Origin of the sequence: Cellulosimicrobium funkei (assembly GCF_001019615.1) — a bacterium.
In the GTDB taxonomy this organism is placed as follows: Bacteria; Actinomycetota; Actinomycetes; order Actinomycetales; family Cellulomonadaceae; genus Cellulosimicrobium; species Cellulosimicrobium cellulans_E.
On sequence record NZ_JNBQ01000003.1, the window covers coordinates 1 to 13,064 of the forward strand.

General features: G+C 75.1%; 12 protein-coding genes. 3 read left to right on the forward strand and 9 right to left on the reverse strand.

The genetic code is table 11. The features are described from left to right. The 4 genes from FB00_RS20930 to FB00_RS04460 all read right to left on the reverse strand — a co-directional run. A partial coding sequence (locus FB00_RS20930; RefSeq protein WP_052877440.1) for an alkaline phosphatase family protein occupies window positions 1–2,514 on the reverse strand: 2,514 nt, incomplete at its 3' end. 149 nt (window positions 2,515–2,663) lie between these two features. Beyond that, the gene (locus tag FB00_RS04450; protein ID WP_156186299.1) at window positions 2,664–2,918 is read right to left on the reverse strand and encodes a hypothetical protein; all 255 of its coding nucleotides are present in this window, start codon (window positions 2,916–2,918) and stop codon (window positions 2,664–2,666) included. Window positions 2,919–3,188: 270 nt separating this feature from the next. Next, window positions 3,189–4,322, reverse strand: coding sequence for an RDD family protein (locus FB00_RS20935; protein ID WP_052877441.1), 1,134 nt, complete (start codon window positions 4,320–4,322; stop codon window positions 3,189–3,191). Window positions 4,323–4,384: 62 nt separating this feature from the next. After that, on the reverse strand, window positions 4,385–5,623 hold the full coding sequence (locus tag FB00_RS04460) for an MFS transporter (RefSeq protein ID WP_082140995.1): 1,239 nt from the start codon (window positions 5,621–5,623) through the stop codon (window positions 4,385–4,387). A 66-nt stretch (window positions 5,624–5,689) separates the two neighbouring features. On the opposite strand from FB00_RS04460, the gene FB00_RS04465 reads away from it, so the two are divergent. Continuing rightward, window positions 5,690–6,115 carry a MerR family transcriptional regulator gene (locus FB00_RS04465; RefSeq protein ID WP_047231709.1) on the forward strand — a complete coding sequence of 142 codons (426 nt, stop codon included), beginning with the start codon at window positions 5,690–5,692 and terminating at the stop codon, window positions 6,113–6,115. A 4-nt stretch (window positions 6,116–6,119) separates the two neighbouring features. Here FB00_RS04465 and FB00_RS04470 read toward each other — a convergent pair whose 3' ends face one another. From FB00_RS04470 to FB00_RS04490, 4 genes are all read right to left on the reverse strand, one after another. Further along, window positions 6,120–6,455 (reverse strand): YnfA family protein, encoded by a 336-nt coding sequence (locus FB00_RS04470; RefSeq protein ID WP_047231710.1) that lies wholly within the window; start codon window positions 6,453–6,455, stop codon window positions 6,120–6,122. Window positions 6,456–6,847: 392 nt separating this feature from the next. Beyond that, complete coding sequence (locus FB00_RS04480) at window positions 6,848–7,486, reverse strand: sugar O-acetyltransferase (RefSeq protein ID WP_047231712.1); 639 nt, start codon at window positions 7,484–7,486, stop codon at window positions 6,848–6,850. Between the two features lie 115 nt (window positions 7,487–7,601). Then, the gene (locus tag FB00_RS04485; RefSeq protein WP_047231940.1) at window positions 7,602–8,327 is read right to left on the reverse strand and encodes a HEAT repeat domain-containing protein; all 726 of its coding nucleotides are present in this window, start codon (window positions 8,325–8,327) and stop codon (window positions 7,602–7,604) included. A 110-nt stretch (window positions 8,328–8,437) separates the two neighbouring features. Continuing rightward, entirely contained in the window at window positions 8,438–9,859 is a 1,422-nt protein-coding gene (locus tag FB00_RS04490) for an NAD(P)/FAD-dependent oxidoreductase (RefSeq protein WP_269429991.1), read from the reverse strand. Window positions 9,860–10,050: 191 nt separating this feature from the next. On the opposite strand from FB00_RS04490, the gene FB00_RS04495 reads away from it, so the two are divergent. Continuing rightward, window positions 10,051–10,512 (forward strand): Lrp/AsnC family transcriptional regulator, encoded by a 462-nt coding sequence (locus FB00_RS04495; RefSeq protein WP_047231713.1) that lies wholly within the window; start codon window positions 10,051–10,053, stop codon window positions 10,510–10,512. A gap of 37 nt (window positions 10,513–10,549) precedes the next feature. Here the strand turns inward: FB00_RS04495 and FB00_RS04500 are convergent, their stop codons facing one another. Continuing rightward, on the reverse strand, window positions 10,550–12,112 hold the full coding sequence (locus tag FB00_RS04500) for a class I adenylate-forming enzyme family protein (protein ID WP_047231714.1): 1,563 nt from the start codon (window positions 12,110–12,112) through the stop codon (window positions 10,550–10,552). A gap of 150 nt (window positions 12,113–12,262) precedes the next feature. Between FB00_RS04500 and FB00_RS04505 the strand changes: the two genes are divergently transcribed. Next, a complete protein-coding gene (locus tag FB00_RS04505) occupies window positions 12,263–12,937 on the forward strand; it encodes a TetR/AcrR family transcriptional regulator (protein WP_047231715.1) in 675 nt (224 codons plus the stop codon). Window positions 12,938–13,064: the final 127 nt, after the last annotated feature.

Below are 13,064 nucleotides of genomic sequence, written 5' to 3' on the forward strand. Positions count from 1 at the left end.
GTACGTCGCCGTACCGGGCCGAGAACGTCTCGGACGACGTGCTCGACGTCGAGCTCGCGACGGACTTCGGGACGCGCGCCGTCGCGGGGTGGAGCCGGGCGCGACGTCCTCGACGCGTCGGGTGCCGAACGGGGTGGCCAGCGTGACGTCCACCGGAACGTCGCCCGCGTTCACCGCCCGCACGGCGACGTAGACCTTGCCCGCGAGGCAGCGCGGCGCCGCCTCCACGGCCAGGTCGACCACGGGGAGCTCGGGGGCATCCGCCCGGACCTCGGGCGCGTCGACGGCCCAGTAGCCGTTGTTCCCGCCGTCGTGCAGGCGCCAGCCGATCCGCACCTGCCGCGCGCCCGACGCGGGGGCCGTTGTCGAGAGCGCGACCTCCTGGCTGGTCTCGAGCGCGGCGCCCTGGGCGGCGTCCCGGCTCCACAGCACCTGCTGCGTGCCGTCGTCGTACTCGGCGACGACCTCGGCGCGCTGCGGCTCGCCCGTGGCGACCTGGCGGTAGTGGTGCGTGAACGTGAGGTCCACAGCGCCGCCGGCGGCGACGTCCTGCCACGGCGACCAGAGCGTGGAGTCGAACCGCTTCCCCGCGCCCACGGGGTTTCCCTTGTCGTTCCACTCGTCGGGGTCGGCCACGGCGATCACGTCCCGGCCGCGGACGAACGAGCCGCGGCCCTGTCCCTCCTCGCTCGTGGTCCAGAACTCGCCGGTCATGAACGACCACCCGCGGTACTCGGTCACGCCGCCCTCGGTGCGCTCGTCGATCGTCCAGCCGGCGGGGGTCTCCTTGGTCCAGCCGGCCGTGTCCTGCGGCTTGGCCGGCTCGTCCACGACGCCCTGGAAGGACGGTGCGACGGTGTCGAACGGGTCGGTCGACGGCGTGCCGATCGGGACGCCGTCGAGCCCCCAGGCCGGGTCGATCGCCACGCCGAGGTGGCGCAGGATCGTCGGCACGACGTCGACCTGGCGCCACTCGCGCGGCGCGGTGCCCGTGACCGGGACGTCCCCTCCCGCGGCGAGGATCCAGATCTTGCGCGTGAGGTGCTGGTCGCCGCCGTGCCCGTACCCGGTGAAGCCGTGGTCGGTGGAGGCGACGACCAGCCAGTCCTCCGCGGCATACGTCTCGCGCGCCTCGACGGCCGCGACGAGCTCGCCGACCTGCCGGTCGAGCCGCTCGATCGTCGTCCTGTACTGCGGCGACTCGGCCGTGTACGCGTGCCCGGTCGCGTCGCCGTCGTGGAGGTAGACGACCATCGCGTCGGGGTCGCGCGTCGAGAGCACCTCGACGGCGTCGTCCACGCTCTGCTGGTCCGTCGCCGCCGCGGAGGGGCCGCGCTGCGTGATCTCCACGTCCGCCGACTGGATGAGGTGCTGGTTGACCGGGACCCAGTCGGCGGTCGAGAAGGTGGAGAACCCGGGGTCCACCTGTTCCAGGCGGGTGAGGACGTCGGGGTACTCGTCGAAGTTCGGGTCGGTGAAGTTGTTGTCCGGCGAGCGGTGCTTGTCCACCCAGACGCCGGTGAGCAGGTTCGCGTGGCCGTGGCCGGAGACCGTCGGCCCCAGCAGGTTGTCCTGCAGGTAGGACACGCCGAGCTGGCCGCGCGCGGCGAGCGCGTCGAGGTTCGGGGTGTCGTACTCGCGCAGCTTGTCGAGCCGGACGCCGTCGAAGTCGATGAACAGGACCTTGCGGTCGCTGATCCCGTCCGGGACGTCCGCCGGGCCGAGCGGGGGCGGCGGCAGGGGCGACTCGGCGCCCGGGAGCGGGGTGTCGGTGACGGCGACGTCGTCGATGGCCCAGTACCAGTCGTTCGTCGCCTTCTCCACGACCCACGAGAGCCGCATGGTCGTCGCGCCGGCGGGGACCGCGACCGGCTGGGTGAGCGTGCGGTCCTGCAGGTACACCTGGTCGCCGAGCACGGCCGTCGAGTACTCGAACAGGCGCTGCGGGGCGGCGCCGTCGAACGACACCTCGAGCGCGGCGACCTGCGGCCCCGTCTGGCGGTAGCTCGAGTCGAAGCTCACGTGCACGGTCGAGCCCCCGGTCACGGCGATGCCCGGGGACGTGAGCGTGCTGGCGAAGAGCTGCTCGCCGGGGGAGTTGCCGTCGTCCCACTCGTCGTCGTCGGCGACGGCGAGCACGCCGGAGGCCTTGGTGAACTGCTCACGGCCCTGCCCGGGCTGCGCGGCCGCCCAGAACTCCGGGGTGGCGAAGGTCCAGCCGCGCCACTCGGCCTTGCCCTTGCCGGCCATGGACGGGTCGTTCGTGACCGTCCATCCCGTCGGGGCGTCGGGTGTCCAGCCGAGCAGGCCGGCCGGCACGTGGGTCTCGTCGACGCGCGGGCGCAGAGAGGGGGCCAGGGAGTCGAAGTCCTCGCGGGCGAGGACCGTGACCCCGGCCTCCTCCGTGCCCTGCGCGGGGTCGGGTTCCGTCCCGGCCGTGGCCGGGAGCGTCGGCAGGAGCATCGCCGCGAGACAGCTCGCGATCGCGATCGCAGCTCCGTTGCGTGGTCGCATGGTCGTCCTTTCGTCGGGTGACCGCCTGAGCGTTCCCGACAGGGTCGACGCGCCGGAGGCGCGGCGAGGACGACCTGGTGAACGGCACACGTCGTCGCGCGGGGGTTGTGCGGACAACCCGCGGGTGCCTCACCGCGACGACGCGCGCCTCACCACCCGGTGGCGCTGCGGCGGATGACGTCCCGACGCAGGTCCAGCAGCGCCGCACGGGCGCGGCGGCGACGGTCGGCAGGGTCCACGGTCAGCTCGTCGCCGGGGTTCGCCCGACGCCGCGGCTCGTCGCGGGAGCCGAGGTCCAGGGTCGCGCTGTGGTCGGCCGGGCGGCGCGTGGCCGCCGTCGCGGTGGACGGCGCGGTGGACGTCGTGGTCGACGGGGCGGAGAAGAGCGGGCGGTTGTCCGGCACGGGAGCCTCCTCGGGGGCGGCCGCGAGGGCGGCCGCGGGTCGGGACGGATGCTGGTGCGCCGGGCTCGTGGCCCGGCGCACCTCCATCGTGCGACCGCGACGTTTCCCCCGGTCGTCCGAGGCGTTTCGGTCGTGTTGCAGCCGATCCGCCGCCCCGTGAGACGCCCGCCCGGGCCGAGCACGAGGTTGCTGCCGTTTTCGGGCCCATGACGCCAGCAACCTCGTGCTCGACGCCGCGTGACGTCGTGCTCGCCGCGCCCAGGACGACGGTCAGGTGGAGCCGCGGCCTCCGCACGAGGCGACCGTCTCGCCCTCGACGACGACGGACGCCTCCCAGTTCCATGCCGTCGGGAGCGCTGCGACCGTCGCCAAGGGGACGTGGACCGTGTACAGCCCTGCGCCGGCGGCCGTGGGCGGGACGACTTCCCACTCGCTGCCGCCGTCCGCGCGCTGCTCGACCCGGAACGGCGACCGGAACTCGCCCAGAGGCTCGCCCTGCCACGTCTCGAGGCGCAGGACGAGGGCGGCGTCCAACGGTCCGTCGGGCATGGCGTCCAGGTCGAGGTCGACCGCGAACGACGCGTCGAGGCCCCCCTCGTCTCCGGCCTCGTCGGGGAGCGGGCTCGTCCGGGTCACGCCCCACCGGCTCTCGGTGCCCGGCATCGACCAGTTGACGACCTGCACGTCGCCGACGGTCAGGGGGGACTCGTCCGACACCTCCGGTGTGCACGTCGCCGTCCATACGTCGCCGCCGGTGTACGTGGCAGGGCCGAGGACGAAGACGGCGCTCCCCACCGAGAGGATCGTCGCCGCGGCGGTGACGGTGCGCGACGGCGTCGGGCCCCCGGTGCCGGTCCCCAGGCCGAGGAACGGCACTGGCGGGCGGACCCGGCGCAGCACGACCGTGCTGCACACCGAGTCGGCGAACGTCCGGCGCTGCGCGTGCCAGAGCGGGCGGAGGAAGCCGATGTACAGGATCGCGTCGAGGAGGTGGGCCAGGTGGCGCAGGACGGTGCGGATCAGCCCGGCGGGCCGCCCGGTCGTGTCGTGCACGACGACGATCCCCACCGTCCGCTTGCCGGGCGTCGCCCCGGTCCAGCCCTGGAGGGCGAAGAGCGCGGCCGCGGTGCCGAGAGCCCACCATGTGCCGCCAGGGACCACGGTGCTCGTGGTCACGCCGAAGCTGATCGCCGGGAGCCAGGCCACCTCGTAGGCGGGCCCGACCGCGAGGAACAGCACCGTCGCGACGATCGCCGTGTCGAGCAGCGACGCGACGACCCGGCGGGACCAGCTCGCGTACTCCTCGCGCGTCGGCTCCGGACCGAGTCCGGGAAGGGTGGGCTCGAGGTCTCCGGCTCCGACGTCGTGCGTCGGCCCCCTGCCGGTCGGGGCGTCGATGGCCACGCGCCGATCCTGGCAGAGACCCCGCCGGGCGGGAAGCCCGCGCCACGCCGCGGAGGAGCGGGTCAGCGGAAGGAGTGGCGCCGGCCCGCGACGATGGTCGCCAGGACCGGGACCATGAGGGCGAGCGAGACCCACGGCAGCCCGGCCGGTCCGGCGACGGCGAGCGCCGCCCCGCCCACCGCGCCGCCGAGCGCGACGGACGTGTTCCAGACGGTGACGAGCGCGGACTGCGCGACGTCGGCGCCGTCGCCCGCGGCCCGGGCGGCGGCGGTCGTGTAGAGGGTGCCGGCCCCGCCGAACGCGGCACCCCACGCGGCGACGGCGAGCACGACGATCACCGTCGACGTCGGCGCGAGGCCGAGGACGAGCATCGCGAGAGCGAACACGACGACGGACCCGAGGGTGAGCGCACGCAGCCGGTGGTCGATGAGCGCCCCGACGAGGACGAGCGCGCCCGCCGACGCCGCGCCGAGGACGAGCAGCAGCGCGCTGGTCCGCGAACCCTGGCCGAGGTGAGCGAGGTGGATCGCGACGTACGTGTACAGCGACGTGTTGGCGAGCACGTTGAGTCCGGTCACGAGGAGCACGGGCCGCAGCCCGGGACGGGGGAGCACGGCGCGGATCGGGAGCTGGGCGCCGCGCGGGGTGCCCGCGGCGGCGGGGACGCCGAGCCGTACCCAGGCGAGCAGGCCGAGGCCGACGAGCGAGAGGACGCCGAACGTCCACCGCCACCCGACGGCTGCGCCGAGCACCGCACCCGCGGGCACCCCGAGCGTGAGGGCGAGCGGGCCGCCGGCCATGGCGATCGTCATGGCCCGCCCGACGCGGTCGGCGGGCACGATCCGGCGCACGTACCCGGGCAGGAGCGCCCACGTGAGCCCGGCCACGAGCCCGGCGGCGAAGCGCGCGACGAGCGTCAGCGCGAACGACGACGAGACCGCGGTGACGGTGTTCGCGACGACGAACCCGGCGACCGTCACGAGCAGCAGGGTGCGGCGGTCCCACCGCGCCGTGGCGCGCGTGAGGGGGATCGCGGCGACGATCGCGCCGACCGCGAACGCCGTGACGGTCTGCCCGGCGGCGCCGGCTCCGACGCCGAGGTCGGCGGCCATGGCGGGCAGCACGCCCGCGGGGAGGATCTCCGTGAGCAGGGTGAGGAACCCCGACGCCGCGAGCGCGAGGAGCGCGCCGACCGGCAGCGCGCCCGGGCTGCGGGCGCCGGAGGCGGGGCGAGGGGCGCCGGCCGACGCGGTGCCGGGGTCCGGGACGGTGGCGGTGGTGGGTGTGCTCGTCGTGGACATGGGGTTAGCATCGATGTCTGACATTGATGTGAAGGTCAAGCGCGACGACCAGGTGAGGTGGATCACGTGCGGATCGGCGAGCTGTCCCGGCGCACCGGGACCCCCACGCGGCTCCTGCGGTACTACGAGGAGCAGGGGCTGTTCACGCCCGAGCGGGCCGAGAACGGCTACCGCGAGTACGGCGAGCACCTGGTCGACCGCGTGCTCCAGATCCGCGGCCTCCTCGAGGTCGGCTTCACGACCAAGATCATCAAGGAGTTCCTGCCCTGCCTCGGCAACGCTCCCGAGATCCACCTGCACAACGCGTACCCGGACAAGATCGAGCTCCTCGAGACGGAGCTCGGCCGCCTGGAGGACCGCATCCGCATCCTCGAGAAGAACCGCGACGCCATCGCCGACTACCTCGAGCGCATCCGCCCGTTCGCCCAGCGCCCCGAGGACCGCCACCCGGCACGGTCCGTCGCGTCCGCACCGGCCGCCGTCGCCCGCTGACCGGCTACTCCGGGCGCGGTGCGTACATGATGACGGCGACGCCGGCGAGGCAGAGCAGCGCGCCGACGACGTCCCAGCGGTCCGGCCGGAAGCCGTCCACGACCATGCCCCACGCGAGCGACCCGGCGACGAAGACCCCGCCGTAGGCGGCGAGGATGCGGCCGAAGCTGGCGTCGGGCTGGAGCGTCGCGACGACGCCGTAGAGCCCGAGCGCGACGACGCCCGCCCCGATCCACAGCCAGCCCCGGTGCTCGCGCAGCCCCTGCCACACGAGCCATGCCCCGCCGATCTCCAGCAGCGCGGCGAGCACGAACAGCGGGATCGAGCGTGCGAGGTCCATGCGCGCCAGCGTAGGCGGGCGTGCACGCACACCCGTGGGGTCCCCTGCCCCGTCGCTGCCGGTGCGGGCCGCGGTGGGTGCTACCGCCGGACCTGCTCCAGCGGCTCCGCGAGTCGCGTGCACTCGCTGCACCGCAGCCGTCGCGCCGTCCGCACCACGGGGTTCCCCACGGAGCTGGAGGGGATCTGGATCCGCACCTCTCGGGTGTGCTCCGCGCACGTGGCTGCGCCGCACTCGCTGCACACGGCCGTCGCGACCCGTCCGTCGCGGGAGGTGGTTCCGCACTCTGCACACTGCATGAGTCCTGCTCTCCGCCGGCACCGGTGCCGGCTGTTCGGGTGAACGTGTCGTCGAGCGCCCCGGGGCGTCGTCGCCCCGGCGCGCGGGTGGCTTCAGCGGGCGGTGGTGTCCTCGGGGGCGGTCGTGATCGCGCGGACGGGTCGGCACGGGTTCCCCACCGCGACGACGCCCGCGGGCACGTCCCGCGTGACCACGGACCCCGCGCCGATGATGCTGTCGTCGCCGATCGTCACGCCGGGCGTGATCGTCACCGAGCCGCCGATCCACACGTTGCTCCCGATCGTGACGGGCTCGGGCCGCTCCCATCCCTCGCGGCGGCGGACGACGTCCTCGGCGTGGTTCGGCGTGTAGATCGAGCAGCGCGGCCCGATGAGGCAGTCGGGACCGATCGTGACGAGGCCTCCGCCGATGACCATGAAGTCGGCGTTGATGAACGTCCGCGCGCCGATCAGCAGACGGTCGCCGTAGTCGATCGTCAGCGGCGGGCGGAAGTCGATCCCGTCCTCGGCGCCGGGGACGAGCTGGTGGAAGAGGCGGCGCGCCTCGTCGACGTCCTCGAAGTACACGCTCCCGATCCGGGCGCACGTCGCGTGTGCGTCCCGGGTCAGCTCCTGGAGCGCCGGCGACGTGCGGTAGCGCAGCCAGCCGCCGGAGAGCAGGCTCCGGAGGTCCTCGTCCGTGGCGGCCAGCTCGGCCATCCTCGTCGTCGTCGGCTCGGTCGTGCTGGTCATCGGACTCCTTCGTCGCGGATTAGTATTTCCGTTAAACATATAGGTCCCCGCGGCGCGACGCAAGACCTCTCGGCACAACCTCTGTGCCGGCGCCGGGGCGGCTCCCGGCGCCCGGTCAGGCCGGGCGGTCGAGCACGCGGCGCAGGCGCGCCTTCTTCTCGTTCTCGCGGACGACCCACGCCACGTCCGGGTCCGACGACCCGCGCAGCGCCGCGAACCGCGGCACACCGGTGGCTGGGTCCCCGACGACGGCGACGCTCCAGCAGTACCCGAGGGCCAGGCGCAGCGTGCGCACCTCGGGGTCGCGACGCGCGTCGGTGGGGAGCGCGCCGAGCGAGGCGGTCGCGGCCGCGCACGCGTCCAGGGCGGCGGCAGCGGTTGCCGGGTCGCGGAGGAGGCGCGGCTCGCAGATCCCGGCGACGGCGGCGCGGCGGACCAGCGGGTCGGGGTCGGCGACCCACGACGCGACGAGCGCGCGGAGCGTGGCAGGCTCGGCGTCGCCGATCCGCTGGAGCGCCATCGCGGCGGCCTCGCGGACGCGCCACGACCCGTCCGACGCGCGGGCACGCAGCCGGTCGGTCGGCGCCGCGCGTGCGTCGGCGGAGGCCTGGACGACGAGCCGGCCCAGCCCGCAGGTGCCGCAGCAGCGGAGGTACTCGTCGGGCTCCTCGGCGAGGGCGCGCACGAGGTCGGCGGGGGCGACGTCGGCGAACGCCCCCAGGAGCTCGAGGTTCGCCCGGGGCCCCGGGAGTCCGGAACCCGCGGTGAGGTACGCCCGCACCGCGGCCGGGTCGCCGTCGAGGGCGCGCAGTGCCGTCCGGTGCTGCTCTCGCACGCTCATGACGACCACGCTAGGACGCGGTGCCCCCGTTCGACAGGGTCTTTCGGCTGGGCTCGGCCGGGCGCGGCGGAGGCGACCCGGGAGCCGTCCGAGGGCGCCTGCCGCCGGGATCAGCGCAGCGGGTCGAACGCGCGGATCTCGTCGGGGGTCTCGCCGGTCGTCACGAGGTGGGAGAGCGCCCGGCCGGTGGCGGGCCCGAGCACCATGCCCCACATGCCGTGGCCGCCCGCGACGTAGACGCCAGGGGTGCGGGTCGCGCCGACGAGCGGCAGACCGTCGGGCGTGACGGGGCGCGACCCGACCCACTCGTCGTGCCGGTCGTCGAGGTCGACGCCCTGGAACAGGTGCCGCACGGACGCGAGGATCGCCTCGATGCGGCGCGGCTGGAGCGGCTCGTCCGGACCGCGGAACTCCATGGTCCCCGCGATGCGGAACCGCCCCTGGTACGGCGTGCACGCGACGCGGCGCGCGGGCAGGTAGATCGGCGTCTCGACGGGCTCGTCGGTCTTCACGGTGAACGAGTAGCCGCGTCCGGCCTGGACGCGCGTGCGCACGCCGAGCGGCGCGGCGAGCGTCGGCAGCCACGCGCCGGTCGCGAGCACGACGGCGTCGCCGCGCAGCACGACCCCCTCCTCACGCTCGGCGGGGGACCCGGCCCGGCGGGGCGCCTCGGCGTCCTGCCCGACGGCGTCCCCCGCCCTGGCCGCGCCCACGAGCGCCGGGTGTGCGGCGGCGTCGGGGTGCACGGCGCGCGCGAAGACGCACGCGCCGAGGCGGCCGGGCTCGACGTCGAGCACCTCGAGCCCGGTGAGGATCCGCCCGCCGCGGGCGCGCACGGAGTCGGCGAGGGCGTGGACGAACGGTCCCGGCTCGAGGAAGCGCTGGCCCTCGAGGGCGTAGACGGTCGAGACGCTGTCGGTGAGCTGGTGGGCGCGCTCGCCGGCCTCGACGCGCCGGACGGGCACGGTCTGGCCGGCGGCGGCGACGTGCTCGAGCTCGCGGAGGAACGGCCGCGCCTCGCGCACGTGCTCGAACGCGACGGTGAACGGCCCGGGCGTGGTGCCGGCCTCGACGCCGTGCCCGAGGCTCCCGCCGGCGGCGAGCTCGTCGAACGCGTCGAGCGCGACGCGGTCGATGGGGGTGAGGGCCGCCATCGCGTGGTCCCAGCGACGCTGCGTCGCGTGCGCCATGAAGCGCGCGAAGAACGTCCACAGGCGCGGGTCGAACCGCAGCGGCACGTGCAGGGGTGCGGCGGGGTCGAGGAGGGCGCGCGGGCCGTACGTCCAGAGGGACGGGTCCGCCAGCGGCATCGCCATGCCGGGGGTGAGCCACCCGGCGTTGCCCCACGAGGACCCCGCGGCGACGCCCTCGCGGTCGACGACGGTGACCTCGACGCCCTGCTCCTGGAGGTGCCAGGCGGTGGCGAGGCCCACCATGCCGGCGCCGACGACGACCGCCGTGCGGGGCGCTCGGCCGGGCGACGCGGACCGTGCGTCGCGGGTGCGGGGACGGGAACGGGGGGTCGTGCTCACGCCGGGCTCCTTCGACCGACGCCCGCCTCGCGGGTGGCGAGGCGGGCGCGTGGCTGGTGTGCGACGGGATGGTGTCGCAACGCCTCCAGCGTGGTGGATCCTTCGGTGTGCGGCAAGATGTGCCGAAGGATCGTCGTAGCGACACGCGGCGACCGACCTGACCTTCGCCGAACCACCTCAGGAGGCTCCCCGTGCCGAAGGATCTTCGACCCGCCGTCCTGGACGACGTGGACCGCCGCATCCTCGACGTCCTCGCGACCGACGCGCGCGCGACGAACGCGGCGATCGCCGCCCGCGTCGGCATCGCCGCGTCGACGTGCCACGCGCGCGTGCGCGCCCTCGTGGAGCGCGGCGTGATCCGCGGCTTCCGGGCCGACGTCGACCCGGCCGCGCTCGGCCGCGGGCTCGAGGCGCTCATCGCGATCCGGCTCCAGGCGGGCGCGCGCAAGGGCCTCGAGGCGTTCCGCGACTACCTGCTCACCCTGCCGGACGTCGAGGGCGTCTTCTTCGTCACGGGCGACCGCGACTTCCTCCTGCACGTCGCCGTCGCCGACTCCGACGCCCTGCGCGACCTGGTCTCCAAGACGCTCAGCGTCCGGCCCGAGGTCGCGGGGACCAGCACGACCGTGATCTTCGAGCACGCGCGTCCCTGACCCCGGCGTCGCGGTCGGGGTCAGGGACGGGCGATGGTCAGACGGCGGCGCTCTCGCGGACCCGCGAGCGCAGCACGTGCTTGGTGAGCTTGCCCGACGGGTTGCGGGGGAGCTCGGTGACGAGCACGACGTCGCGCGGCACCTTGTAGCGCGCGAGGCGGTCGGCGAGGAACGCGCGCAGCGAGTCGAGCGAGGGCTCGGCGCCCGGGGCCGGCACGACGAACGCGACGACGGTCTCGCCCCAGTCGGCGTGCGGCCGCCCGACGACGGCGACGTCCGCGACCTCCGGGGAGCCGCGCAGCGCCTCCTCCACCTCCTGGGAGTAGACGTTCTCGCCGCCCGTGATGATGACGTCCTTGAGCCGGTCGACGATGAACAGGTAGCCGTCCTCGTCGACGCGCACGACGTCGCCTGTGCGGTACCAGTCGCCCACGAGCACGGCCTCGGTCGCCTCCGGGTCGTCGAGGTAGCCGACCATCCGGGTGTCCGACCGCAGCCAGATCTCCCCGGTCCCGCCCGGGCCGACGTCGTTCCCGTCGAGGTCCACGACCCGCACGTCGACGCCCGGCATGCCCGCGTGCCCGATCGAGCCCGCCTTGCGCTCCTGGTCGGCCGGGCCGAGCGCGGTGCCGACCGGCCCCATCTCGCTCATGCCGTACACCTGGTGCAGCTCGCCCGGGTAGGCGGCGCGGATCGCCCGCACGGTGTCGGCGCCGACGGGCGCGCCGCCGGCGAGCCACAGTCGCGCGCTCGACAGGTCGAACGCCGACAGGTCGATCCCCTGCGCGGCCGCGACCTGGAGCGGCGCGACGTACGCGATCGGGGCGCCGAAGAACGCCGTCGTGCGCTCGGTCGCGACCGTCCGGAGCATCTCGATCGGGTGGTACTCGCGCAGCAGCACCGTTGTCCCGCCCAGGAACACCATCGACAGGAACCAGTTGTTGAGCGGCGACGCGTGCCAGATCGGCATCGCGAGCAGGAAGCGGTCGTCGGCGCGCAGCCCGACGGCGGCGGTCGTGTACGCCGCGACCGAGGTCAGCCCGCGGTGGGTGTGCTCGCAGCCCTTGGGGGCCGCCGTCGTGCCGGACGTGTAGAGCACCTGCGCGATGGTGTCCTGGTCGGGCGGGACGCCGTCCCACGGCGCGGCGGCCACGACGAGCGCGTCGAAGTCGTCGTGCCCCGGCGTCCCCTCCACGCCTGCCGCGTCCTGACCGACGGCGTCCGTCTCCGTCCACAGCCAGCGCACCGCGGGCGCGGCGGCGGTCACGACCGGGGCCAGGCTCGCGTCCGCGACGCCCAGCACCGCGCCGCTGTGCGCGACGAGCCGCGCGACCTCCGGCGCCTGGAGCTTGTGGTTGACGGGCACGAGCACGGCGCCCGCACGCCACAGGCCGAACGCCGCGACGACGAAGCCGGGGGTGTTGAACGTCATCACGGTGACGCGGTCGCCGGGGCGCACCCCGGCGTCGCGGAACACCGCGGCGGCGCGGCGTGCGGCGTCGTCCAGCTCGGCGTAGGTGAGCCGGCGCTCGCCCAGCACGAGCGCCTCCTTGGCGGGGACCTTGCGTGCCGTGCTCTCCAGCATGCTGCCCAGGTGCATGTCGTCCTCCTCGACGTCCTGCCCGGCGTCGTCCTCGACGCCGTCTCGGCGGCCCGGCCGGAGCCGGTACCGTGATGAATTGAACCATGGTTCAATTCTTGGTGGGAAGCCGCGACGGGGCGGCGCACCCTCGACGACGACGGAGGAACCGTGCCCTACCGCGAGACGCCGGCCACGCGGGCCGCCCGCGAGCGCAAGCGTGAGGCGCTGCTCGACGCGGCGCGCACGATCGTCGCCGCGCACGGGTTCGCCGGAGCGAGCGTGCAGGCGCTCGCCGCGCGCGCCGGGGTGAGCACGGGCGGCGTCTACTCGTACTTCCCCACCAAGGCCGACCTGCTCGTCGCGGTGTTCCGGCAGGCGGCCGACGTCGAGCTCGACGCCGTGCGGGCCGCCGCGTCGGCGCGTGCGGACGACCCGCCCGGCGGGACGACCGTCGCGCGCCTCGGCCGCGCCGTCGACACCTTCGCGCGGCGCGCGCTACGCGGCCCGACGCTCGCGTGGGCGCTGCTGCTCGAGCCGGTCGACCCGGCCGTGGACGCCGCGCGCCTGGAGTACCGGCGCGCGTACGCGGAGACGTTCGCAGACGTCGTGCGCGCCGGCGTCGACGCCGGGGAGATCCCCACCCAGGACGTGGCGGTCGTCGCGACCGCCCTCGTCGGCGCGATCGGCGAGTCGCTCACCGGTCCGCTCTCCCCGCTCGCGGGCGGCCCGACCACCCCCGAGGGCACGGTCCCGTCCGCGGCGCGGGACGCCGTCGTCGCGACGATCCTGCGTTTCTGCCTGGGCGCCGTCGGCGCCCTGGCCGCCGCGCACGAGTCGACCTGACCGCGTCCGGACCGACCCGAGCTCCCGGACCCCATCCGCACCACCGCCGCATCGCGGCCCCGAACCACCCGCAGAGCCGCAGGAGGACACCGTGACCCCGACCGACACCACCACGCCCGCCTCGGCC